Genomic DNA, 26,062 nt, shown 5'->3' with positions numbered 1-26,062 from the left:
TATAACATGGACTATAAAGAAATAGAAGAACTTATAAAAACCATTGATAATTCCGGACTTACATATCTTGAAATAGAGTCAAATGGAACTAAAATAACAATGAGAAAAGGCACAAGTAATGAAGAAAGCACAAGTGTAGTTCAAAATGCTCAGATTCAAGAAAATAAAATAGAGAGAGTAGTTACTACACAAACCCATGATGATGATAAAAAAGTAATAGATAAGCCTAGCGTAGACGATGAAAACATAAGAGTTGTAACTTCACCTATAGTAGGTACTTTCTATGAATCTTCAGGACCTGACTCAGAAGCTTTTGCAAAGGTTGGAACACAAGTAAAAAAAGGTCAAACTCTTTGTATAATTGAAGCCATGAAGCTTATGAATGAAATAGAATCTGAATTTGATGGTGAAGTTGTAGAAGTACTTGTTAAAAATGAAGAAATGGTAGAGTACGGTCAAGAATTATTTAAAATAGCTTTGAAGTAAATTGAAAGCGGGTGTTTTTATTGAGTTTAAGTATAGAACAAATTATGGAAATTATTCCTCATAGATATCCAATGTTATTGGTAGACAGAGTTGAAGAAATAGAACCAGGGAAAAGAGCAGTGGGATATAAAAATGTTACTTTTAATGAACAGATATTTCAAGGTCATTACCCAGGTAAACCAATAATGCCAGGAGTTCTTATGATTGAAGCATTAGCTCAACTTGGTGGTGTTGCAATTTTAAGTTTAGATAAGTATAAGGGAAAGAAGCCTATACTTGGAGCAGTAAAGAATGCTAAGTTTAGAAGAATGGTAGTTCCAGGTGATGTACTAAAGTTAGAAATTGAAATAGTTAAAGTTAAAGGACCAGCTGGAATAGGAAAAGGAATAGCAACGGTTAATGGAGAAAAGGCAGTAGAAGCTGAAATTACATTTATGATAGTATAGCTTCTAAAGTAAATTTTGAAATTCTAGGATTACTGAAGCGAGTGTTAGCTAAGTAATCCTTCAGTAACAAGAATGGAGAGAATAATATGATAAGTAAAATTTTAATTGCTAATAGGGGAGAGATAGCAGTTAGAATAATAAGAGCCTGTAGAGAAATGGGAATAGAGACAGTGGCTATTTATTCTGAGGCAGATAAAGAATCAATGCATGTATATCTTGCAGATGAAGCAGTATGTGTTGGACCAGCGAAAACTCAAGATAGCTATCTTAACATAGGAAATATAATAAGTGCTACAGTTCTTACAAAAGCACAAGCGATACATCCAGGCTTTGGTTTTCTATCTGAGAATGGTAAGTTCGCAAAAATGTGCAGTGAATGTAATATAGCATTTATAGGACCAGATGCTGAAACCATTGAAAACATGGGAAATAAAGCAAAAGCAAGAGAAATAATGATAAAGGCAGGAGTACCGGTAGTTCCAGGATGTGAAGGAACTATTGATAGTGAAGATCAGGCTTTAAAAGAGGCAACTAGAATAGGATATCCTGTTATGCTTAAAGCTTCAGCAGGTGGAGGCGGAAGAGGTATAAGAATTGTAAGAGAAGAAAAAGACCTCATAAGTTCCTTTAGAAATGCTAAAAGCGAAGCTAAAGCAGCCTTTGGTGATGATTCAATGTATATGGAAAAGTTTATAGAAGAACCTAGACATGTTGAGTTTCAAATATTAGGAGATTCTTTTGGAAATGTAGTTTATCTTGGAGAAAGAGACTGCTCAATTCAAAGAAGAAACCAAAAAGTTTTAGAGGAAGCACCATCACCAGTTATGACAGAAGAACTTAGGCGTGAGATGGGAGAAGCGGCTGTAAGAGCAGCTAAAGCCGTAAATTATAAAAATGCTGGAACCATAGAATTTCTATTAGATAAGCATGGAAATTATTACTTCATGGAAATGAATACAAGAATTCAGGTTGAACATGGTATAACTGAAATGGTTACAGGCGTTGACCTAGTTAAAGAGCAGATAAAAATAGCATCAGGAAATAAATTATCTTTCAATCAAAGTGATATAAAAATTAAGGGTCATGCAATAGAGTGTAGAATAAATGCTGAAAATCCTGAAAAGAACTTTATGCCATCACCTGGAGAAATTAAGTACTTCCATGTTCCTGGTGGACCTGGAGTAAGATTAGATAGCGCAGCATATACTGGATACAATATACCTCCAAATTATGATTCCATGATTGGAAAGCTTATAGCATATGGCAAGGATAGAGCTGAAGCTATAAATATAATGGAGAGAGCTCTTGGAGAGTTCATAATTGATGGTATTGATACAAATGTAGACTTCCAGTATGAAGTAATAAACAATGAGAAGTTTATTAAGGGAAAATATAATACAAGTTTTATAGAAAAAGAATTAAAACATTGAAAATCATGTAGAGAGGGGGCATAAGCGTGGGATTATTTAAGAAGAGAAAGTATATTACTGTAAGTAGTAAAAACTTGGATGAAAATAATGATGTTGAAAATCAACCTACCATACCTGATGGAATGTGGATAAAGTGTTCAAAGTGCGGTAAAATTCTTTATAAAAGTGATGTTGATGATAACTTTAAAGTATGTCCTAAGTGTAATGCACATCTTAGAATGAATGCAAGAGAGAGAATAGAATTTATAATTGACGAAGGAACTTTTATAGAATTTGATAAAAATATGATGGCAGCTAATCCATTAGAGTTTCCAAACTATGAAGCTAAGATAAAAAGCATGCAAGAAAAGACTGGATTAAAAGATGGAGTGGTTACAGGACTCGGAAACATAAATGGATACAAGACTGTTATAGCAGTAATGGATAGTAATTTTATGATGGGAAGTATGGGTTCAGTGGTTGGTGAAAAAATCACAAGAGCAATAGAAGAGGCGACTGAAAGAAAACTTCCAGTAATAATCTTTACAACTTCTGGTGGAGCGAGAATGCAGGAGGGAATGTTTTCTTTGATGCAGATGGCAAAGACTAGCGCAGCGCTTGCAAAACATAATGAAGCGGGACTTTTATATGTTTCGGTTTTAACTGACCCAACAACAGGTGGAGTCACAGCAAGCTTTGCTATGTTAGGAGATATAATACTAGCTGAGCCTAAAACTCTTATTGGGTTTGCGGGAAGAAGAGTTATAGAGCAGACCATAAATCAAAAACTTCCTTCTGATTTTCAAACTTCAGAGTTCTTATTTAAGCATGGATTTATCGATATGATAGTGGAAAGAAAAGAATTAAAAGTTACTTTAGGAAATATCCTAAGAATGCACAGTTAGGAGGTGCGCTGATATAATGGAAAATTCACAGGAATTAACTCCGTGGCAAAGACTTACAATAGCGAGAATGTTAGAACGTCCAACCTCTCTTGAGTATATAGATTTAATATTTGATTCATTTATGGAGTTTCATGGCGACAGAGCTTTTGGAGATGATGCTGCAATTGTTGGTGGAGTTGCAGAATTTAATGGAATGCCAGTTACTGTAATAGGTCAGCAAAAGGGAAGAAACACAAACGAAAATATAAAGAGGAATTTCGGAATGCCTAGTCCTGAAGGATATAGAAAAGCTTTAAGGCTTATGAAACAAGCAGAAAAGTTTAATAGGCCTTTAATATGTTTTGTGGATACATCAGGAGCTTATTGCGGTGTGGAAGCGGAACAGAGAGGGCAGGGAGAAGCTATTGCTAAGAATTTAATAAGCATGGCGAACTTGAAGATTCCAGTAATTTCTGTTGTTATAGGCGAAGGTGGAAGTGGAGGCGCACTTGCTATGGCAGTTGCTGATGAAGTTTGGATGCTTGAAAACTCAGTGTATTCGCTTTTATCGCCAGAAGGTTTTGCGAGTATATTATGGAAGGATTCAAGCAGAGCTAAAGAGGCTGCAGAGGTTATGAAGATAACGGCAGATGACCTTAAAGGTTATGGTATAATAGATAAGGTTATAAAGGAACCAGATGGCGGAGCACAAAATGATATAACTATGGTTGCAAATGCCCTAAGAGAGAATCTTAAAAAAGCAATCGAAGGACTTTCAAGCACTGGTATTAATGAATTACTAGACAATAGATATAATAAGTTTAGGCAAATAGGAAAGTTCATAGAGAATGAAGATAACTAATATAAAAGAATTATGCTGGCAAAGGAGTAATTAAAAGTTCTCTGCCAGTTTTTTGATTTTTTAGATGGCTTATATACTATGTTAAAATCGCCGTTGAAAAATTTTTTCTGCAAGTTGTATAATATATAAAGTAACGGTTATAATCACGGATTGGAAATGTTTTAAAACTTATTATTAAGTTGGTTTTTAATAAGATAGTTTAACATAGAAGTATGATGCAAATAGATGAAACTAGTAAATACAATTTAGAAATGAGTGATTAAGCTTATGAGAAAAATATTGGTTATTTCTGAGAAACCATCAGTTGGTAGAGATATAGCTAATGTGCTTGGATGTAAAACTAGGGGTGAAGGATGTCTTATTGGTGCTAAATATATTGTTACGTGGGCAGTAGGACACTTGGTAACTTTATGGGAGCCAGAAGAATACAATGCAATTTATAAAAAATGGAGATTTGATACATTACCTATAATACCGGAAGTTATGAAAATAAAGCCTATTGATGGCACAAAGAAGCAGTTTAATATAATAAAAAAGCTCATGAATGATAACAGTGTGGAGTCCCTCATATGTGCAACAGATGCTGGAAGAGAGGGAGAACTTATTTTTAGATATACATACGAAGCAGCAGAATGTAAAAAGCCATTTTCTAGACTTTGGATATCAAGTATGACTGATGAAGCGATAAAGGAAGGATTTTCGACAATAAAACCAGGGACAGAATACGATAACCTTTATCACTCTGCAAAGTGCAGATCAGAAGCAGATTGGCTTGTTGGAATGAATGCTAGTAGGGCGTATACCCTAAAGTATAATGTGCTTTTAAGTGTTGGTAGAGTTCAAACTCCAACGCTTGCAATAATTGTTAAGAGGCAAAAAGAAATAGATAATTTTGAGCCAAAGGATTATTGGGAAGTGGTTTCTAAGTACGAGGGTTTTAATGGAACTTGGTTTGATAAAGAGACCAAGGAATCTAAGATAATGGATAAAAAGAAAGCAGATGATTTGGGGGCAAAAATCTTAGGACAAACAGGTAAGGTTATTAGTATTGAAAATAAGAAAAAGAAGCAAGTTCCACCTCTCTTATATGATTTAACAGAACTTCAAAGAGACTGTAATAAGAAGTTTGGGTTTTCAGCACAAAAAACTTTAGACATAGTTCAAAGCTTGTACGAGAAAAGAAAGATGGTAACATATCCCAGAACCGACAGCAGATATTTAAGTCACGATATGGTGAACAAAATAAAAAAAACTATTGGACGATTAAATATTAATCCATACGACAAATATGTCGGAGAAATACTTAAGTTATCTAAATTGCCAATGGGCAAAAGAATTATAGATGATTCCAAAGTAACAGACCATCATGCCATAATACCTACAGATGTAAAACCAAATTTGAGTACGTTAACTAAGGATGAGCTTAAAGTCTATGATGCTATAGTTAGAAGATTTTTATGTGTTTTTTATCCTAACTATGAGTACACTATAACCAAAATAGTTACAGAAGTTGTAGAAGAGAATTTTTTGACTCAGGGAAAAACTATTTTAAAGCTTGGATGGATGGAATTTTATAAGCATGATAAAAAAGAAAAAGATGATGAAAATAGTGAGCCAGATGAGCTTCCTAAGTTAAAAAAGAATGAAAGTGTCCAGGTTAAAGATAGCGAAATTAAAGCTAAAAAGACCAAGGCACCAAGCTCTTATACTGAAGCCTCGTTACTTTCTGCTATGGAAAATGCAGGTCGATTTGTGGAGGATGAACAGCTTAAAGAACAGCTTAAAGATGGAGGACTTGGTACACCAGCTACTAGAGCCTCAATAATAGAAAGATTAATACAGGTTGGATACATACAGCGTAAAGGAAAAAGCCTACACCCTACTGATAAAGGAATGAAGCTAATAGAGATAGTACCATATGAATTGAGATCACCTGAAACTACTGGTAAGTGGGAAAAAGGTTTGTCTTCAATTTCCAAAGGTAAAATGGCTTCAGAAAGGTTTATGCAAAGTATAAAAAGATATGTTCAATATATAATACAAGAATCTGTGAAGGTAAATCGAAGTGTAGTTTTTCAGAACAATGATAGTAAGTTTCCTCAAAAGAACAAACAACTTCCTGAGGCTATAGGAGAGTGTCCATTTTGTAAAAGAGGAAAGGTATACGAGAATTCAAAAGCTTTCTACTGTAGTGAATGGAAAGGTGGATGTAAGTTTACAACCTGGAAGGATTCGCTTAAAAATTATGGAATACAGGTTGACAAAGATTTAGAAAAGAAATTACTTAAGGAAAGAGTATTGTATAATGTTTTTGGAATAGAACCTAAAAGTGGAGAGAAAACGGTGTATACATTAAAAATGAACAATTATGGTGCTGTTATAGCAAAGACACAATAAACCAGAGGAATTAACCTCTGGTTATATATAAAAACGTACTAATCCCATATAGTTGCGTTTTTTATTGTTACATTACCTGAAGAAGATATTTCAATCATTTCAGAACCACTTGATTTATCACCATGTAATCTTAAAATATATTTTTCTTTTTTAGATGGTGTTAATTTCTTACTAACGGTATTGTTACAATCAAATGTATCCAATATATTGTAATTTGAATCTAAAATATAAAGTTTAGCATTTCCTGAACTAATACTTGGTTTGCATTTTATTGTTATTGTAGATGCCTTCTTAGCATATATATTTTTTATGGTTCTTGTACCTTGAAACTGTACAAAAACTATTTTATCATTAGCATTGGTACTATTCTGTGTAAATTTTAGGCATTTAAATTTGTCACTTTATTTTGAACGGAATTATTATGTTTAGAGAAACCATAGTAAACTCCACCTACCAATACGACAATGCAAAATACTATAATTAAAGGAATAAATACTTTTTTTCTAATCATTAAAACACCCAATTTCTATAATTTTATTATTTATAAACTATAATACTAATTGTTTTTGTAATGTTATTTGTTGTTGTAGCTGTAATAGTAGCATTTCCAGGACTTATACCTTCAACAATTCCATCAACACAAACTTTAGCTATATTATCATTTGAGGATTTCCACATTATAATTTTGTCTGTAGCGTTCTCGGGAGCTATAGTTGTTTTTATTGAAGTATATTCACCAGTTGCAATTGAAGTTTTATCACAGTTAAGCGTCAAATCATTTACCGGGAAATAATTTGTACTGTCAACATGCTTTTCATAAATATCATCATTTGTATCAGTAGTTGCATTTCCACCAATTTGAATCCAATGATAGTCTGGTCCCATCATTTCAGCTATTCTGGAAGTTGGTGTTGAAGCTGAAGCAGATATGTTTCCAGTCAATTGATTATTGGCATATTCAAGAGGAGGATTTGAAGCAATAGAAGAAAAGTAGTTGTATTTTGCAGCGTAGTGTCTTTCTATTTGTTGAAGATCATTATAAAAAGTAGGCTTCATGTAAGAAGTTGCACACATTTTTTGAAGGCCAATATTATCATCCCCAGCAATTCCACGAGTTAAATCGGAAGAAGTATATAATTCAAATGGAATATTTTTAGTGCTTATTAAATTTTGCACATAGCCTCTGCAAACTTCTCCGGTCCATTTAAAACCTAGATATGGTTTACCTAAATTCGAGAAATAGGGATCTAAAAGTGCGACTCTTTTAGGCAAAAGTTCATGGGGAATGTTTCCGGAGTCTACATTATCGCTTATTTGTTGTGTAAGTAAAATAGCCATTTGGCTTCCAAGGGAATGTCCTGCAATTCTAATTTCATTTCCTCTATAATCTTTCATAGCTTGTACATATTTTTGATACAAAAGTTGAGAGGCAGGAATGTTTACCGTATTTACAGTCTCGTATGAACCATCTCCCTTTCTCCAACGCATTCCCTGAGGACCTTTTGTTGTCCATATTTTGGCTTCTGCATCTAAAACACCTATTTCGTCAGAAAATTGATTCCAGTAGAATACACCAACGTTCCAACCTTTTTTTATCCAGTCGTCTGCAGTATCTTTCCCGTAAATGTAAAAAGACTCTCTATGCCTTAATAGATAATATTCAGGCTGCCAACCGTGTATGTATATTATAGTTGGTTTGGAAGGGTCAAAGGCTGGGTTGGTTTGACCTGAAACGAACTTGTAAGGTTTGTTGTCCATACCATACCAGTATATGCCACAATCCAGGCTATCCCAGTAGGATCTGTCCCAGTTAACCTCACTAGCCTTTACATTAAAAGAAAGTCCTAAAATGATAGTAAGTAAAAGAGCAATAGAGACCATAATTTTTTTCATAAAAATACCCCCTAAGTATATAATTACTTTTAATACAAATAATACAATATAAATAAGAAAATTACAAATATGTTGACATAGCTATGTATTGGGTATATAATCGTATAAAAATAAAGTTTATAGATGCGAAGAAGAGAAAAGTAAATTTGATAAGTTTTATAAGCGAATTGGGAAATGGTGTGAGCCCAAGTAAAATATCAAGCTGAAAGACATCTCGGAGCATATTATCTGAAATTATTAGGATAATACGGTTTCTACCGTTAAAATGATAAAGAGAGTCAATTTATTTGATTTTAAATAAAGGATGGCACCGTGAAAAGCCTTCACTCCTTACTGGAGTGGAGGCTTTTTTTATTTTAAATAAATTGATTAATCAGGGTGGTACCGCGTTTAAAATCGTCCCTTTTGGGGGCGATTTTTTATTTTTTGAAAATTTAGGAGGTAAATTTATGGAAAGATGCTTAGTAAATGAAACTGAAAAAAAATTAGAAGAAGTAGTTAAGCTTCAAGGGTGGGTGCACAAGCTAAGAAAGCTAGGGAAAATAGCGTTCGTATTATTAAGGGATAGAACAGGAATAATTCAATGTGTTGTGGATGCAAAGAAAATAGATGTTAAAGAACTTAAATTAGAAAGTGTAGTAGAGATAGAGGGTATCGTTAAAGAGAATGAGGGTAGGTTTGAGATTCAAGTAAATAGCATTAAAACATTATCAAAAGCTTTAGAGAAGATTCCAATTGAAATAAATAAGGAGGATATGGAATTAAATATAGATACTCTTATAGAAAATAGAATTCTCAGTATGAGAAACAGCAGAGTAAACTCTGTATTTAAAATAGAAACAGAAATAGCACATGGTTTTTCTGAGTTTTTAGTTAAAAATGGTTTTACTGAAATATACACTCCTAAGATAGTTTCTGAAGGAGCAGAAGGTGGAACTGAATTATTTAAACTTAAGTATTTTGATAAGGAGGCATATCTCGCTCAAAGTCCACAATTTTATAAACAGATGATGGTGGCAGCCGGTTATGAAAGGGTTTTTGAAATAGGTCATGTATATAGAGCTGAAAGTCATGATACTAAAAGACATTTGAATGAATATATAAGCATGGACTTAGAGATGGGATTTATAAATGATGAAATGGATTTAATAAGGTTCGAGATTGAGCTTTTAAAATATATTTTTCAAAATGTAAGGCAAAAGTGTAGTAAGAGCATTGAGCTTTTAAAGGTGGAAATACCTACAATACAAGAAGTACCAATAATGCCTCTTAATGAAGCTATCACTATATTGAGAGAAGTGTACAATAAGAAGGAGCTTACTACAGATATAGATCATGAAGGGGAAGAGCTTATCGGAAGATTTGTAAAAGAAAAATATAATTCTGACTTTGTATTTTTAACACACTATTCAAAAGATAAGAGACCTATGTATACAATGCCATGTGGAAAAAATTTAACTCACAGCTTTGACTTGATTTTTAGAGGTATGGAGATTACAACCGGTGGACAGAGAATAAATGATTATGATATGTTAAGACAAAGCATGCTTGATAAGGGACTTAAAGTAGAAAGTTTTAAAAGTTATCTTGATGTATTTAAGTTTGGAATGCCACCTCATGGTGGGCTTGCCATTGGACTTGAAAGGATAACGATCAAACTGTTAAACTTAGATAATATAAGAGAAGCTGCTTTCTTTGTAAGAGATAAAAAGAGAATTTTGCCGTAGCGGTTGACTTATACGTTACTAAGCAATATAATTTCATTAATTTGGGAAAGGAAGTGAAGATATTATGGATGAGGATAAATTATATATGTACAGTGCAATTGCAACGCTGGCTTTAGGTATATCTGCATTTGTATTTTTTCAATTAGCTATAGGCTATAAAAATTATATTTATTTTTTAGGAACTGCATTAAGCATAGCAGCAATCTTCTTAGCATTTTACATGAAGGCAAAAATAATTCATAAGCTAAACTATGAAAGATTTAAAAGGTATTGGGGAGAATTTCAAAAGAGGAAAAGAAACACAAGAAATGTAAAAAAGTTTTTTGAATTTCACAAGGAAGATAATGCAGATGAGTTTAATGTTGATGAACAAACTTGGGAAGACCTTAATATGAATAAAGTTTTTGAACTTGCAGATAGAACATTAACATCACCAGGAGAAGAGATGCTTTATAAGATATTTAAAACACCTGAATTTTCGAAGGAAAAGCTCCTTGAAAGAAATTCAATTATAAAGATATTTCAAAATAACAAGGAAGTTAGAGAAAAAGTTGGATTAGAGCTTATTAAGCTTGGAAGAAAAAAAGAAAATGGAGTTACGGATCTTATATGGAAGGACATTGAGGTCGATTATAAATATAAATATGTATTCAATTTTTTATTTTGGGGTACACTAGCATCAATTTTAACAATACCAATACTTAAATATGGATACATAATTCTCTTAGCAGCCTTTATATTAATGAACACTATTGAACACAATAAGTTTAAGAATAAGGTTGAATTATATGTTCAATCACTTGGATATTTAAATGGGATAATAAACACAGCGAACAGGATTTCTAAGATTAATTGTCCTGAAATTAAGTATTACACAGACAGTTTAAAAGCAACATCTTCTAAGCTTATGAAGGTAGCTAAGAAGACAGCTGGAATAGAGAGGGTAGAAGGTGTAGATATAATAGGTGATGCTCTTTACAATATATTACCTATTGAAGAAAGAAAATTCTTTAATTCAATAAATGATATAAGAAAATTACGTAAAGAGTTAAAGGAGCTATATAAAGCCCTTGGAGAAATAGATGCACTTATGTCCATAGCATCCTTTAGGCAATGGATTCAGTATTATTGTGAACCTGAATTTGTAGATAATGGAAGGATAATAAAATGCAGCGAGATATATCATCCATTATTGGAAAACCCAGTATCAAACTCCATAGATTTAGATGGAAAAGGAATAATGCTTACAGGAACTAATATGGCTGGAAAGTCTACTTTTTTGAGAACTATAGGATTAAATTCTCTTTTAGCACAAACAATATATACGTGTGCAGCTAAAGTATATAAAACAAGCTTTTTTAAGATAATGACATCTATAAGTCCCGAGGATAATATATCTTCAGGAAAAAGCTATTACTTTAGAGAAGCGGAGGCACTTAAGAGAATAATAAATCAGTGCAGCGATGATAGACCTGTTTTATGTATAATTGACGAAATATTTAGAGGAACAAACCCAATTGAAAGAGTTAACGCCTCAGCCGAAATTTTAAATTATATAGAGAAACATAACACATTAACTCTAGTTGCAACACATGATTTGGAGCTTACGGAAATACTGAAAGAGGATTATTTGTGCTGTTACTTTAGTGAGGATATAGATGATGAAGGTCTTCAATTCGATTACAAGTTGAAGTATGGAATATGTAAGACGAGAAATGCTGTAAAACTTTTAAAATATCTTGAATATCCAAATGAAATAATACAAAAAACTAATGATAGGCTTGCAAAAATATTATAAAAGTAGGGGATAACTATGGAAGAGAGCAAAGAACTTTTTAAGGATATAGAAAAACATTTGCTTAATGATGTAAGGCCATCGGAATATTTAAACGAGCAGCTTAATAAAGGAAATTTAAATAAATATCCTTTTACAATGCTAAGTGATTTGGTTCATACAGAGCAAAATAAAGAACACCATCCTGAGGGCAATGTATGGAATCACACTTTGCTTGTAGTTGATAAGGCTGCTGAGAACAGAGAAAAGAGTAGTGACAAAAGAGCATTTATGTGGGGAAGTCTTCTTCATGATATAGGAAAGGCTAAAACAACGAAAGTTCGAAAAGGTAAGATAACCTCATATAATCATGATAAGGTTGGAGAAACAATGTCAAGGGAATTCCTACAGTGTTTTAGTGAGGATGAAGATTTTATATATAAGGTGATTAAACTTGTAAGATGGCACATGCAAACATTGTTTGTTGTAAAGAACATGTCTTTTGCAGATTCTAAAAATATGCTTAAGGAAACTTCTCTTGATGAGATAGCACTCTTATCTTTATGTGACAGGTTAGGACGACAGCCTATGTCAAACGGTAAAATTCAAGAAGAGAAAGAAAATGTAAGGACTTTTGTTCGTAAGGTCAAAGAACTGAATAAGGTGTAATTTTTAAATGGGGGGAATTTAGTTCTCCTCATTTTTTATAGTAAAATAGAATGCAAATATTAAATAGTACCTTGTAATGATTAGTACTAAGTGATATATTATAGTTAATGTTATTAAAAATGTGACTTTTGTCAGTATTTATAAGCAGGCAAATGAGCTATAATTAATCTAATCAGTAAATGAATATAATTATTTACAAAATAAAGAGAGAGGGTATAAACAGTGTTATAACATTTTTAAACATGGAAAGTATAAATAAAAAGGAGTAACTACAAAAGATTAAAATAGTAAGGATATGGTATTGACTAAAATAACTTAATAGTGTACTATTTATGTAATACACGTGAAATGCAAACTTAACAATAGATTTAAATTAAGGATACTTTGGAGGCTTTTTTAAAGCAGAAAATATAAGAAGTTTCCACATTAATATATGTCTAAGAGGTTTGCTAACATAATAGTAATTTTAAAATAAGGATTGAGGTGAAATCTTTAATGGCAATAATTCTTAAATTTATGCTTAAGAATATAAAGGAAAAGAAGTTAAGAACTTTTCTGGTTGTGTTTTCAATAATGGCGTCAGCTGCACTGTACTTTGCTTCTAGCGGTATAAGTACAAGTATAAAAGCAACTTATATTGATATTGTAAAACAGTTTGCTGGGAGTTCAGACATAATAATAAGTGCAAATAGCAAATCACCTACACCATATGTCAACCTAGACAAAGCTGAGATAGCAAGGGATAAAACTGATTACATAATTGGAGAAATTGATGCAAGTGCTGTATATAAGAATTCTGATAAGGATGTAAGAGTATCTCTTAGTGGATTTGATTATTCAGACATGCAGACTATGGGATTTGTGGATTTAAACCAGAGCGAGGGAGTTAAACCTTTTAGCGGAAATAAAATTATAGTAAGTAAGAAGACAGCAGATAAATACGGTTTCACTGTTGGACAGAAGTTACCTCTTATGGTTGGAAAAAATGGAGATAAGCAAAATTTTATAATAGTAGGTATAGCTAATAATAAAGGTTTGTTCAGTAGTGATAGTGATAGGGCAATGACAGCTGTAGTACCACAAGTTATAGCTGGAAATATTAATGGAGTTACTAATCAGTATTCAGAGATTTATGTTAAAGTTCATAATTCAAATAATATAGACACTGTAATTAATAAATTGACAACAGCATATAAGCATTATTCGGTTACCAAGATAGTGGACGAAAAGGTTATAGATCAAGCACTTGGACAGATCACCATGGTGTTTAGAGTTATGATGATAGTAGTTTTAATGATGAGCACATTTATTATATATACTGTTTTTAAGGTAATAGTTGCAGAAAGACTACCAGTTATAGGAACCTTTAGAAGTATAGGAGCTACAAGAATGTCTACAAGCCTAGTACTTATTGGAGAAAGTATTATATACGGAATAATAGGTGGAGTTGTAGGTAATTTTGCAGGAATTGGAATTTTAAAATTGCTTATGGCAGTTCTTGCAGCTCAGGCTTCGGGAGGAATGAGCATTACAGCCTCTGTTAATTACACTCCGAAGCAGTTAATAAGTGCATTCGTATTTGCAATAATTGTTTCAGTTTTAAGCTCTATAATTCCAATAGTTAAGACATCTAAGCTATCTGTTAAGGATGTTGTTCTTAATACAGTAGATACTATGGAAAAAGAAAAACTATGGGTTCTTATTTTAGGGATTATATTTATACTGAGTGATTTTGCTATGCCTATTGTTACTAAAAATTGTGCGTTAGGAAAGACTCCATCGCTTATTTTACTTGGAATTTGTATGATTCTTTCAGTGGTTGGAGTTGTAATGGTAGTTCCGTTTATGACTGAAATCTTTGTTACAATATTTGATAAAATTTATAATGTTATATTTGGAAATGAGGGAAGTCTTGCTGCAAAAAACCTTAGGAAAAATAAGAGCTTAATAAACAATATTGCATTGTTAACCATCGGAATATCAACCTTATTTATGCTTAATATAATCAGTGGAAGTATAGGAAAAGCGGTTGTTAATGCATACAATATATTTAATCATGATTTGTATATAAGTAATAATGATGGTAATTCTCTAGACAGGCAAACCATTAATATTGTAAGGAATACTGCTGGAGTTCAAGAAATACAAGAAGGTTATGAAGCAAGAAATATAGAGGTATCAGGAAGTACAGATAAGATTTCGGATATTATGTTTATGGATGAGTATTATATAAAGAACTTCTGGAAAATAAAGCTTCTTCAAGATGAAAAAAGTGTATTTAATGCTTATAAGGATGGAAGAACAATATTAATGACGACTAGTAATCTCAAAAGATTTAAAAAAAATGTTGGAGATTACATTACAATTAAAACAAATAGGGGAAGCAAGGATTACAAGATAGTTGGTTCCTATGATAGCATGATGTATAATGGAAATTCTGTTATTATTCCTAACAAATATGCAAGAGGAGATTTTAACTTATATCAATGCTCTACTTTAAATATTAAGACCTCTAAATCGCCTGATAGTATGGCAAAGTTATTTGCTGAGAAGTTTAAAACAAGGCAAATAGGAGTAGAGACAATAGCTAAAATGGAAAAGCAAAATGAGCAGCAAAATAATGCAATGTTATCATTAATAAAAGCATTTCCTATAATAGCCCTCATAATCGGAGCTTTTGGAGTAATTAACAATTTCTTTATAAGCTTTATAGAAAGAAAAAGACATCTTGCTGTTTATGCTTCTGTTGGAATGAATAGACACCAAACAAGAAAAATGCTATTCATTGAGGCATTATCTATAGGTCTTATAGGTAGTATAGGAGGAATAGTTGGAGGAAGTTTAATGATTCATGTTATACCAGCTATGCTTGATATATCTAATTTCCCTATGGAGATATACTATTCGTCAGGTGCGTTTATAACAAGTGTAATACTTGGAGTTTTAATAACTGTTATATCATCAATTGTTCCATCGCTTAAATCATCTAAGCTCAATATTATAGAAGCTATTAAATATGAGTAAATAAGGAGGTAAGAAAATGGAAGAGTTAGCAAGAGAAGAGGCTAAAAGCGTAATAGAAGCAAGAGGTTTAAATAAAATATTTAAACTTGGCAAAATGGATGTAGAGGTGCTCAAAGATATAAATATAGATATAAAAGAGGGAGAGTTTGTATCTATAATGGGACCATCAGGATCAGGGAAAAGTACTCTTTTGTACCTGCTTGGCGGACTTGATAAACCCACATCAGGTAGCGTTAAAATAGCAGGAAAAGAACTCTCAACTATGAATGATAAAGAACAGAGTATAATGAGAAGACGAGATGTTGGTTTTGTATTTCAATTTTATAATTTGATACCTAATCTTAATGTGGAAGAAAACATTATGCTTCCAATACTTCTGGATGGAAAGAAAATAAAAAATTATAGAGATAAACTAGAAAATATATTAAAGATAGTTGGACTTGAAGAGAGAAGGAAACATACTCCAAGAGAGCTGTCGGGAGGACAACAGCAGAGGGTTGCTATAGCTAGGGCACTTATAAATGAACCAGATGTAATACTTGCAGATGAACCAATAGGAAATCTTGATAGTAAAACAGGAACGGAAGTAATGGAACTAATGAGAAAAATAAATATAGAAGAAGGAAAGACCATAGTACAGGTTACTCACTCTTCAGAGGCAGCAAAGTATGGACAGAGAATAATATATGTTAAGGATGGAAAGGTGGTAGAACAATAAATGAAAAAAATTAAAATGGTTAGTATAATGGCACTTACAGGTCTTATGATATTTGCAGCAGGATGTAGTCAGGCTAAAACTGACAAAACGGTAAAGAAAGTTTCACCAAAGGTTAAAAATACAGTTGATGCATCAGGAACTATAGCATCGTCAAATGTAGAGAATATAGTAATAGATAGCTCTTCCATGCAGTCAATAACTAAAGTAAGTAAGATGGACGTAAAAGAAGGACAGATAGTTAAAAAGAATGATACTCTTGTAGAGATGGATGGGTATAACTCAAATAAATCAGAAGATTACATAAGTGGTCAAAACATAATATCAGATATGGATAATGCAGTTGTAACAGATATAGGATATGAAAAGGGAGATATACTATCAGCACAAAAAAGTGTACTTAAATTACAGGATTTAAACAGCCTTTATGTAAAGGCAAAAGTAGGAGAAGAATTTATAAAAGATGTCCAGGTAGGAAAAGATGTAACAATAGTACCAACATCGGATTCATCAGTAAAGTTAAAAGGTAAAGTTACAAGAATAGGAAATGAAGTGCTTTCAAGCACAAGCAGTACAGGTATGCAAACTTCATCCAGCGGAGAAGCTAATATACCTGTGGACATATCAATAGATAATAATAATGGAAAGTTATTTCCCAACTATAATGTAGATGTTGAAATACAAAAATAAGTTTATCTGTAGGCATGCATTTAATATCTGTGCCTATTAAAAATAAATATATGAGATCATAAATAGGAAACCAGATAGCATATTAAATTTTGCAGTGTTTGATTTATTAGATCTCAGCTCCCCTAAAAATCCCGAATTGCCCATCGGGATTTTTTTGATAGATAAAAAGAAAATTACAAATATTATAATAATTTCATTTTTTTTATTTAATTTAAGCATAATATAAATAATATGAAAAAACTTTTCAAAAAGTATTAAAAATAGAAAATAATATACGAAGTATATATTGTGAGGTTAAAGTTAACAGTGTAAACTTTAACAAACAATAAAAATATTTTTGGAGGTATGAAAAATGAGAAAAACTAAAATGTCCATTTTTGGAGTTATGGTATTTACCTGTATGATATTTGTAGTGGGACTAAATGCAAGTAAATTAAAGGCTCAGCAAGTTGATGCTACTTGGACAACAATAGACACGTCTAAATGTTCAGAATCTTCTTTAAATAACGTAATAAATAAATTAATAGGTGAGGGTCAGAGAAAGTTTTATATTTTAAATGGTGTCTATAATTTAAATGGCAGTATAGAATTAAATCAACCTAATGTAATTATACAAGGACAATCAAAGGAGTGTACCAAAATTGTACAAAGCAACCCATTAAAAAATAGTATAGAAATTAATTCGGATGGTATACAAGTCTCAAATCTTAATGTTAATAATCAGTCAGGTGGTGTAGCTGTATCCTGTCGTAATTCTAATAATGTTAATGTACAAGGTTGTGTAATTTATGGAGCTCAAAATGATCAAGCGGTAGTATTTTCTAAAGATGGAGGAAATGACATACAAGATGTTGAGAATAGTAATTTGAATATGTGTAACATTCTTGAGGGAAATGAGATACATTCCTATTTTTCAGATGGAGGAGTTCTATTTTCGAAACAAAACCATGGAACTATAGACAGTAATTTTATTGTAGGAAGTAGAATATCATTTCGCCTTTGCAGAAATTCAACAGTAAGTTATAACAAAATTAAAAATTCAGCTACTAACGGAATTAGATATACAGTTCCTGCTTATAGTAACAATATATTAGGCAATATAATAAGAAACACTAGGTCATCAGGTATATTAGTGACAAGGGAAAAGCCATGGGTTACACCAACAGATTATAGAGCTAGTGGTTCTAAAATTGATGGAAATACAATAACTGGTTCAAGGTACTTTGGAATTGAAATCAATAATTTAAAGGGCGCTGAAGTAGAGGGAAATGTTATAAATAATATTGATTTCAATGGTATATATATCTTATATTCGGATTCCATACAAGTAGTTCAAAATCAAATAGGAAATTCAAATTATCTTTTAGTAGATGGAAAGACTCAAAACTGGGATGAGAGATATAATTCTGGCATAATACTAGACTATATGGTAAGTAACTCTACTTTAGATAAAAACACAATAACTAATTCAATGGATAATTGTCCTTATGGCATAAGAATACAACCGGATGCATCAAATTGTAAGAACACTATTACGAATAATATTATAAATGGATTTTTTAAGAATGGTATATCAATGAGATCTGATGCTCCGTTTAGTAATATTATGGGTGATGGCAATGTGGTAAATATAATAACGATGCCGTCTTCTAGCAACGCAAATACAAAGTAAAACTTGCTTTTGTACAAGCTTTTTCTATATAAAATTTAATTAATGGAGGAAATAAAAATGAAAAAAATTAAAATGAATTCACTTAAGATTCAATTACTATTTTGTATTACATTTATTATGATAATTGCAGGAGGCGGAAAGCTAAAAGCTCAGCAAATTGATAATAGCTGGACAGTAATTGATTCAGCAACGTATTCAGGAACATCCTTAAACAATGCAATAAATACATTAATAGCACAAGGTAAGACAAAGTTCTATATTTCAGATGGTGTGTATAATTTGGATGGAAGTATAGACCTTAATGTACCTAATATAAGTATACAAGGACAATCTAAGGATAATACAAAAATAGTACAAACCAACGCATCAAGAAATACTTTAGAAATTAGCGCAGATGGTGCAAAGATCTCTAATTTAAATATCAATAATCAGGCAGGAGGTATATCAGTATCTTGTCATAACTCAAATAATGTTAGTGTAGAGAATTGTGAAATTTATGGTGCTAAAAATAATCATGCATTAGTTTTTGTTAAGGATGGAACAGATGACATAGCAGACATTGAAAATAGCAATTTAAACATAAATAACGTAATAGAAAAAAATCAAATTTATTCAAGTTATTCAGGCGACGGAGTATTTTTTTCAAAGCAGAGTTATGGAACTTTAGACAGTAACGTTATTATTGGAACTAGGGTAGCATTTTATTTATCTAGAAACTCAGAAGTTGGATATAATGTCATAGAAAATTCTCCAACTAATGGAATAAGGTATGCTGTTCCAGCTTACGATAACAAAATAATAGGAAATACAATAGAAAATTCTACAAACTCAGGTATTTCGGTTGTAAGAGAAAATCCTTCAGTAACTCCTGTAAATTATAGAGCGGATGACTTAAAAATTGATAACAACACAATAATAGGTTCTAGATATTTTGGAATTGAAGCAAGTAACTTAAAAGAATCTGAAATAGCAGGCAACACAATAGATTCAACAGATTTTAATGGTGTATATGTCCTTTATTCGGATAAGTTATCAATATCTCAAAATCATATAAATAATTCAAACTATAATCTAAAGGAAGGCGAAGTTGATTCGTGGAATACAACATATGACTCAGGAATAATGATGGACTATATGGTTACTAATTCAAATGTATATGGAAATACTATTATTAATTTAAGTAATAATTGCCCATATGGAATAAGGGTGCAGCCAGATCCATCGAATACTTATAATAATATTACAGGTAATACTATAAGCGGATATTTTAATAATGCTATATCTTCAAAATTAGAATCACCTTTTTATAATGTGATAGCTTCGGATAACACAATAAGTTTAATACCACAATAATAAGGACTTTTAATTAGTGTTTTTAAGTGTATTGTATTAAAAAAAATGGGATATAAAATATATAATTTGACTTTTTCGGCTTTAGTCTACAAAAAATGATAAAAAATATTAATTTTTTTTGATTTACCTATTAAAGAAAATAAAAACTATACGAAAATAATATTGTTAAGAGTTTTAAATAAGGTAACAAAAAATTAAGCGTTGGAGACTGTGAAGAATTTCTTGTATTTGGGCACCTTAGAAATTTGGAGTTAGTGGTGCAACCTGCCAACAATAATTAGAGAATTAATTATTGGAGGAGTGGCTAAATGAAACTTTTTAAAACCCTTATTCTTAAATCAAATTTGAAAAGACTAGGAGGTGGGCACTTAGGAACCCAAAATTTTGATGTTTTTTCTAAGTTTATAGGTTTATGTCTATCTTTAAAATATTTCATATTAAAATATAAGAGCAAATTTTATAATGAAGATAAGATAAATAAATTAGATGGAAACATTGATACACATGATTCGGATATAAAAAGTATAAGAGAATTTAATGAGAGTTCAGATATAGTAAGAGAAGATTCAGTATACACGGCTGAAAAATATAGAATTAATGTCAGCAGTAGTTTGGGTGATATAATCGTCATCCCCAACGAAATAAATATGTATAGACACCGTATGATTTTTAGAGAAAAAAATTGTACACAATTAACTTACTACTACGGTTAAGAATTATCCCAAGCTATATTATCCAAACATACTGATGATAATTAATCACAATTAATACCATGGTGAATTGATATCGGAAAGTTAAAACATCTATTTTTGGGTATAAAGTTTTTTATTATAATAAAAAAGAGGAAATCAGCTTTATTGTGCTGATTTTCTCTTTTTTTGTCTATTTAGAATATTTGTCGTAATGAAGTTTATTTAAAGCTAAGTCTTCGTCTGTATAAGCTTTTCTTTCTTCGTCCGGGTATCCTATGCCCAGCATGCATTCAACCTTTAGGTTTTCGGGAATGTTTAGCAAAGTTTTTATAAAAGCTTCAGTGGTGTCATAATCGATTCTATCCCTATTTCTTACATGACACCAACAAGAGCCTAGACCCATGGAGTGAGCAGTAACTTGGATTAAAGTTGATGCTATGGCACCATCCTCTATATATGCATCAGTAGCCTCAGGGTTCTCAACTACTACAATAACTAGTGGTGCACCTTTTAGAAATTGACTCCCCATTTTTCTTGCTGTAGAAAGCTCTGAAATCAAGTTCTTATTTGTTACCGCTATAAATTCCCAAGACCTTTTACCCATAGAAGTTGGAGCTAAAAGAGCTGCTTTTAAAAGAGTATCCACCTTTTCCTTCTCTATTTCTTTATTCTTGTATTTTCTTATGCTTCTTCTAGTTTTTAATAAATCTATCATTGATATAACCTCCAGTATCACAGTTTTATATAAGTATAACATTATTGCAGTTTCTTATAAAAAGTGATTTTTAGAACTGCCATAAGTTACACAGGGAGTTCGTTATCAAATAGAGTAAAAAAGTTTTCTATAATTTTTTTATCTTCTTTTGTTCCGTATAGATTTATACTTAAGGTCATAGTTTTGTTATAAGTTGTTACTGCTAATTGGAAGTAAGGCTTATATTTTATTGAGCCACACATAAATGCGTTTTCTATTTCTGTACCATCAAAGCAGAGCTTTTCATGATTTAAAATTCCTATATTAGTCATTCCTATAAGTGGATTATTAAAATGTGATGATAATAATTTTTTTAACCTAGTGTAGCTAAATAGTTTAAAAAGAAGAGATATTTTAACAAAACCATTCAGTCCAATGGAATTTATCTTTTTCAAAGTCATGTTTTCATTTACTTTTTTAGCAGTATCATAAAAAGTATCATTGCTTTCATAATTAATTACGCTTATAACAGTAGAAGTTAGATTACATAGCGAATTTACATCTTTTGATTTTAAATGTTTTCGCATATCAACTGCAACTGAAATGCTAAGCTTGTTTTCATTAAAGGTTTTATAGAGAACTCTATAGTAAGCAGCAAGAAGAACATCATTTAAGGTGAAGTTGTGTACTTTACAATAGGCTTTAATACGTTTAAATCTATTAGCATCTATTGTGTGTGTAAGTATAAAGGCATTAAAAGATTTTTCGGAACTCATTGGAAATTTTAAATTAATAATACCATTGCTCTCTTTTCTTTGAGAGATAAAGGTTCTAATTTTATGGATAAAGTTAAATTCATCATTTATTATTTGAATGCTCCTACTGCCATTTAGAGTAAAGTTTGGACAATATTCATCATTCGTCAGTAAATTTGAATAGATATCACATAATATGTAGAGGTATTTTTTAAAACCAGCAGCATCACATATCATATGATTTATAAGTATGGCTAGAGTGTGTTTATTATACAAATCAAGTAAACAAGTTTTGATTTGAGGACCTTTGGTTGCATCAATTTCAGATACTATGAATTCATGAAACTTACCCTTAGTATTTACAACCGTTATAATATTATCTAAATTTATATCCATTATTTCTTCCCAATAGGGTTCCTTAATATTTTGAGCATATCTGCTTTTTAAAATGGGAACTACCTTCACAGTAATAATTAGGGCTCTCTTTAGAAGTGGAATATTAATTTTTCCATTGAAGGTTATAATGCAGTGAAGAACGTGATCATTGAATTTATAGCTTTCAAATAGAAACTGCAATTTGTCAAAAATTTCAGCTTTAAATCTCATAGAAAATCTCCTTTATAAAATATAGTTTTTATAGAGTAATTACATTAAAGACATAAAGATAGCTGTGGTAGTAAAGTTTATGAAAAGCTGGAGCGAAAAATTAGCAATTAAATTGAAATTCATAGACTAGTTATACGAGTAAATGTTAAGAGTATATGTAAAACGGGACAAAAACGGCATGGACAAATCAATGTAGGGGTAACTTTTGGGGAAAGATATGGATAGTAAAACAGCTTTATAAAATAGCTTTAAGGTAAAATAAATAAAGCTATTTTTTAGAAATTAAGAGTTCCTAAGTATTAATGGACCATCAAATAAAATAGAAGTAGGATTTTCTATATCTCTATTAATTAATTTCTCAACAAGAGATATGCAGGTTCCAGCCATTTCTTCAATAGGTATATCTACTATAGTTACAGGAGGAGTACTAAATTCAGTATATTCACGGTCGTTCATACCTATAGCTACAATTTCAATGTCATCAGGTATACTTATTTGTCTTTTATTTAATACGCTAATTACACCTAAAGCTATGCTGTCAGAATTACAGAATAAAGCTTTTGGTGTATTTTTTAATTTCATAAGCTTTTTTGCTGCATCAACACCGCCATGGATAGAGTTTTCAGCAGCAATTATATGATTTTCAGATATTTTAATTCCATTTTTATGACAGGTTTCTATAAAACCCTTATTTCTATTATCCATTGCATCATTTAGAGATTCTGTAAGTATAGCGGCTGCAGATTTATATCTCTTCTTAGCGAATAATAAAGAAGCTTTTTCACCCATTTTATAATTATCAACATTTACTGAAGAATACTTATTAGATAATCTATTAAACAATATTATTGGCAAAGTTAAAGAAGCTTTATTCAGATATTCTAAATCATAATTTGATATATTGGCAATGATTGCAGCATCAAAGCTGTTTTCTTTGCTTATCCCTTTTTCAAGATGAAGGCAATCTGTTTTATATGGGCAAATAACTACATTATAATTGTAATTTTGTTTTGCAAGTTTACTTTGAAGTCCCCTTAAAAATCTGGATATTATATTAACACTAATATCTGATGACCAATATAATGCTATTGTAGGTTTACTTTGAGAATTCTTGCTTCTAAGCTTTCTTGCTGCGATATTAGGGTGATAATTTAATTTTTTAACGGAATCCATAACTTTCCTTTGAGTTCTTTCAGATATATTTCTTTTAGATGCATTACCGTTTAAAATTATGGATACAGTACTTGGTGAGACACCAGATAATTTTGCAACATCTTTTATTGTAGACATTTTATCACCTACTTTTTAAAAATCTTATTATATATTTTTACACATTTCTATCTAAAAGTAAATAATATTGACTTAGGTACAACGTTATACTAAAATTATATGTATCAGTTACAAAGGGGGGCAAAACAATGAATTTTGTTAAAAATAAGCTAGTAGTAGTTGGTGCGGGTATGGTTGGATCAGCAGTTTTGAATTCTGTACTTTCACTTAATCTTTTATCAGAAGTTGTAATTATAGATATAAATGATAACAAAGCCAAAGGAGAAGCGCTTGATGCCAGTCATACCACTTCTTTTGCATATAGTCCTAACGTAAAGGTAAGAGCAGGAAATTATGAAGATTGTGCGGATGCTCAGATAATTGTTATAACAGCAGGTCCAAGTTTAAAACCAGATGATAAGCTAGATAGGCTAGTTCTTGCTGACACAAATGTTAAAGTTACTGATTCAATAATGAAAAATATATGTAAGTATACTAAGGATGCAATTATAATTGTAGTAACAAATCCTGTAGACATTGCTACTTACTATTGTCAAAACAACTTTGATTATCCTAAGAATAAAATTATTGGTACAGGTACACTTCTTGATACTGCACGTATGAGAAAAATTATAGGCAAGAAATATAATGTGGACAGTAAAAATGTTCATGGATATGTTCTTGGAGAGCACGGGGGTTCTTCATTTACGTCTTGGAGCGATGTTAATATTGCTGGAATTCCTTTTAATCAATTGAATGATATTTTTAAAGACCATTATAAGGTTGATAAAGATGAAGTAGATAAGGAAGTTAGAGATTCAGGAATTGAAGTTCTCAAGCTTAAAGGATATACAAGTGCAGGTATTGCGATGAGTGTAAGCAGACTTGTAAAGGCAATGCTTTTAAATGAACAGAGTATCCTTCCTGTTTCATCAACACTTGAGGGAGAGTATGGTATAAATGATGTTGCATTAAGTATACCATGCATAATAACATCTAATGGAATAGAAAAGAAACTTGAAATTCCTCTAAGTAAAGATGAAGTAGAGAAATTAAATAAAAGTGCAGATAATTTAAAGTCTATAATTAAAGGACTTAATACTAATAAATAAGGTTATTAAAGAGCATGTATTTATAAAAATATGTGCTCTTTTTTTGTAATACATTGAATTTTAAAAGCTGAATAAAATATAAGTTTCAGATATAAGATAAAAAGTGACTTAAGTAATTATTTAAGTTACCTAAAGTACTACAAGGAATCAATAGAGATACTGTAGAATATAGCTATAGAAATAAAGTCAAGGAGGACAAGTGTATGGTAGAAGTTAAAGGGCTTACAAAGAGGTTTAAAGATATAACGGCCGTTGATAATATAAGCTTTGAAGTTAAAGAAGGAGAAATAGTTGGATTGCTTGGTGAAAATGGAGCAGGAAAGACAACTACCTTAAGAATGTTAGCTACAATGCTTAAAATAACAGATGGAAAAGCAATTATAAATGGATACGATGCTCAGAAAGAATCTGATAAGGTAAGAGGCGAAATAGGAATTCTTTTTGGAGGAGAGGTTGGAATTTATGACAGGCTTACAGCAAGAGAAAATATAATGTACTTTGCAGAATTAAATGGAATGTCAAATGAAGAGGCTAAAAAAAGTATAGATAATTTAACTAAAAGTCTTCAAATGGAAGAGTACATTGATAAGAGGGTTGGTAAGTTTTCTAGAGGTATGAAACAAAAGGTTTCAATTGCAAGATCAATTGTTCATAATCCTTCAGTAGTACTTTTTGATGAGCCAACTACAGGATTAGATGTTAGTGCTTCAAGGATAGTTCAAGATTTTATATTGCATTGTAAAAATGAAAATAAAGCAGTGGTTTTTTCAAGTCACAGTATGCCTGAGGTAGAAAAACTTTGTGATAGAGTAATCATAATTCACAAAGGAAAAATAGTAGAAGAGGGCAGTATTGAGGCGCTTAAAAAGAAACACAATAATAATAATTTGGAAGAAGTATTTTTAGAGTTAATAAAGTGATTGGAGGGAAAAA

The 26,062-nt window shown here is 31.3% G+C and carries 22 protein-coding genes, 1 riboswitch and 1 other annotated feature; of the genes, 17 read left to right on the top strand and 5 right to left on the bottom strand.

Going from position 1 to position 26,062, the window contains the following annotated elements:
* Positions 1-6: 6 nt before the first annotated feature.
* The 6 genes from accB (at position 7) to CA_RS18320 (ending at position 6,484) form a co-directional block, all read left to right on the top strand.
* Positions 7-486: an acetyl-CoA carboxylase biotin carboxyl carrier protein gene (gene accB / locus CA_RS18345; RefSeq protein WP_010966835.1), complete on the top strand. Its 480-nt coding sequence runs from the start codon at positions 7-9 to the stop codon at positions 484-486.
* Positions 487-506: 20 nt separating this feature from the next.
* On the top strand, positions 507-932 hold the full coding sequence (fabZ, locus tag CA_RS18340; RefSeq protein WP_010966834.1) for a 3-hydroxyacyl-ACP dehydratase FabZ: 426 nt from the start codon (positions 507-509) through the stop codon (positions 930-932).
* Between the two features lie 86 nt (positions 933-1,018).
* Complete coding sequence (locus CA_RS18335) at positions 1,019-2,362, top strand: acetyl-CoA carboxylase biotin carboxylase subunit (RefSeq protein WP_010966833.1); 1,344 nt, start codon at positions 1,019-1,021, stop codon at positions 2,360-2,362.
* 26 nt (positions 2,363-2,388) lie between these two features.
* Entirely contained in the window at positions 2,389-3,246 is an 858-nt protein-coding gene (accD, locus tag CA_RS18330) for an acetyl-CoA carboxylase, carboxyltransferase subunit beta (RefSeq protein ID WP_010966832.1), read from the top strand.
* A 16-nt stretch (positions 3,247-3,262) separates the two neighbouring features.
* On the top strand, positions 3,263-4,087 hold the full coding sequence (locus tag CA_RS18325) for an acetyl-CoA carboxylase carboxyltransferase subunit alpha (protein WP_010966831.1): 825 nt from the start codon (positions 3,263-3,265) through the stop codon (positions 4,085-4,087).
* A 267-nt stretch (positions 4,088-4,354) separates the two neighbouring features.
* A complete protein-coding gene (locus tag CA_RS18320; RefSeq protein ID WP_010966830.1) occupies positions 4,355-6,484 on the top strand; it encodes a DNA topoisomerase 3 in 2,130 nt (709 codons plus the stop codon).
* 38 nt (positions 6,485-6,522) lie between these two features.
* Here the strand turns inward: CA_RS18320 and CA_RS18315 are convergent, their stop codons facing one another.
* Both CA_RS18315 and CA_RS18310 read right to left on the bottom strand, forming a co-directional pair.
* Positions 6,523-6,687, bottom strand: a complete 165-nt coding sequence (locus CA_RS18315; RefSeq protein WP_013913628.1) for a hypothetical protein — start codon at positions 6,685-6,687, stop codon at positions 6,523-6,525.
* Positions 6,688-7,021: 334 nt separating this feature from the next.
* Entirely contained in the window at positions 7,022-8,377 is a 1,356-nt protein-coding gene (locus CA_RS18310) for an Ig-like domain-containing protein (RefSeq protein WP_010966829.1), read from the bottom strand.
* A gap of 119 nt (positions 8,378-8,496) precedes the next feature.
* Positions 8,497-8,784: a binding site (T-box leader), on the top strand.
* Positions 8,785-8,826: 42 nt separating this feature from the next.
* On the opposite strand from CA_RS18310, the gene aspS reads away from it, so the two are divergent.
* From aspS to CA_RS18265, 9 genes are all read left to right on the top strand, one after another.
* Complete coding sequence (gene aspS / locus CA_RS18305; RefSeq protein WP_010966828.1) at positions 8,827-10,104, top strand: aspartate--tRNA(Asn) ligase; 1,278 nt, start codon at positions 8,827-8,829, stop codon at positions 10,102-10,104.
* A 64-nt stretch (positions 10,105-10,168) separates the two neighbouring features.
* The gene (locus CA_RS18300; protein WP_010966827.1) at positions 10,169-11,902 is read left to right on the top strand and encodes a MutS-related protein; all 1,734 of its coding nucleotides are present in this window, start codon (positions 10,169-10,171) and stop codon (positions 11,900-11,902) included.
* Between the two features lie 15 nt (positions 11,903-11,917).
* Positions 11,918-12,547: an HD domain-containing protein gene (locus tag CA_RS18295; protein WP_010966826.1), complete on the top strand. Its 630-nt coding sequence runs from the start codon at positions 11,918-11,920 to the stop codon at positions 12,545-12,547.
* A gap of 495 nt (positions 12,548-13,042) precedes the next feature.
* Positions 13,043-15,571, top strand: a complete 2,529-nt coding sequence (locus CA_RS18290) for an ABC transporter permease (protein ID WP_010966825.1) — start codon at positions 13,043-13,045, stop codon at positions 15,569-15,571.
* Positions 15,572-15,587: 16 nt separating this feature from the next.
* A complete protein-coding gene (locus tag CA_RS18285) occupies positions 15,588-16,289 on the top strand; it encodes an ABC transporter ATP-binding protein (protein ID WP_010966824.1) in 702 nt (233 codons plus the stop codon).
* Positions 16,290-16,976: an HlyD family efflux transporter periplasmic adaptor subunit gene (locus CA_RS18280; RefSeq protein ID WP_010966823.1), complete on the top strand. Its 687-nt coding sequence runs from the start codon at positions 16,290-16,292 to the stop codon at positions 16,974-16,976.
* A 352-nt stretch (positions 16,977-17,328) separates the two neighbouring features.
* Positions 17,329-18,648, top strand: a complete 1,320-nt coding sequence (locus CA_RS18275) for a right-handed parallel beta-helix repeat-containing protein (protein ID WP_010966822.1) — start codon at positions 17,329-17,331, stop codon at positions 18,646-18,648.
* Between the two features lie 57 nt (positions 18,649-18,705).
* Positions 18,706-20,001 carry a right-handed parallel beta-helix repeat-containing protein gene (locus CA_RS18270; RefSeq protein ID WP_013913627.1) on the top strand — a complete coding sequence of 432 codons (1,296 nt, stop codon included), beginning with the start codon at positions 18,706-18,708 and terminating at the stop codon, positions 19,999-20,001.
* Between the two features lie 194 nt (positions 20,002-20,195).
* Positions 20,196-20,279: riboswitch (cyclic di-GMP riboswitch) on the top strand.
* A 30-nt stretch (positions 20,280-20,309) separates the two neighbouring features.
* The gene (locus CA_RS18265) at positions 20,310-20,714 is read left to right on the top strand and encodes an S-layer protein (protein WP_010966821.1); all 405 of its coding nucleotides are present in this window, start codon (positions 20,310-20,312) and stop codon (positions 20,712-20,714) included.
* A gap of 169 nt (positions 20,715-20,883) precedes the next feature.
* On the opposite strand, the gene CA_RS18260 is transcribed toward CA_RS18265, so the two are convergent.
* The 3 genes from CA_RS18260 to CA_RS18250 all read right to left on the bottom strand — a co-directional run bounded on the left by CA_RS18260 (position 20,884) and on the right by CA_RS18250 (position 24,038).
* The gene (locus tag CA_RS18260) at positions 20,884-21,408 is read right to left on the bottom strand and encodes a nitroreductase family protein (protein ID WP_010966820.1); all 525 of its coding nucleotides are present in this window, start codon (positions 21,406-21,408) and stop codon (positions 20,884-20,886) included.
* Between the two features lie 86 nt (positions 21,409-21,494).
* Entirely contained in the window at positions 21,495-22,748 is a 1,254-nt protein-coding gene (locus tag CA_RS18255; RefSeq protein ID WP_010966819.1) for a condensation domain-containing protein, read from the bottom strand.
* Between the two features lie 282 nt (positions 22,749-23,030).
* Positions 23,031-24,038 carry a substrate-binding domain-containing protein gene (locus tag CA_RS18250; protein ID WP_010966818.1) on the bottom strand — a complete coding sequence of 336 codons (1,008 nt, stop codon included), beginning with the start codon at positions 24,036-24,038 and terminating at the stop codon, positions 23,031-23,033.
* Positions 24,039-24,166: 128 nt separating this feature from the next.
* Here CA_RS18250 and CA_RS18245 point away from each other — a divergent pair, with 128 nt between their 5' ends.
* Together CA_RS18245 and CA_RS18240 are read left to right on the top strand one after the other, a co-directional pair.
* A complete protein-coding gene (locus tag CA_RS18245; RefSeq protein WP_010966817.1) occupies positions 24,167-25,129 on the top strand; it encodes an L-lactate dehydrogenase in 963 nt (320 codons plus the stop codon).
* A gap of 203 nt (positions 25,130-25,332) precedes the next feature.
* Positions 25,333-26,049 (top strand): ABC transporter ATP-binding protein, encoded by a 717-nt coding sequence (locus tag CA_RS18240; RefSeq protein WP_010966816.1) that lies wholly within the window; start codon positions 25,333-25,335, stop codon positions 26,047-26,049.
* Positions 26,050-26,062: the final 13 nt, after the last annotated feature.

The organism is Clostridium acetobutylicum ATCC 824 (assembly GCF_000008765.1).
GTDB lineage: Bacteria > Bacillota > Clostridia > Clostridiales > Clostridiaceae > Clostridium_S > Clostridium_S acetobutylicum.
The sequence above is the reverse complement of the archived record's forward strand: the minus strand, read 5'-3'. Positions and strand labels throughout refer to the sequence as shown.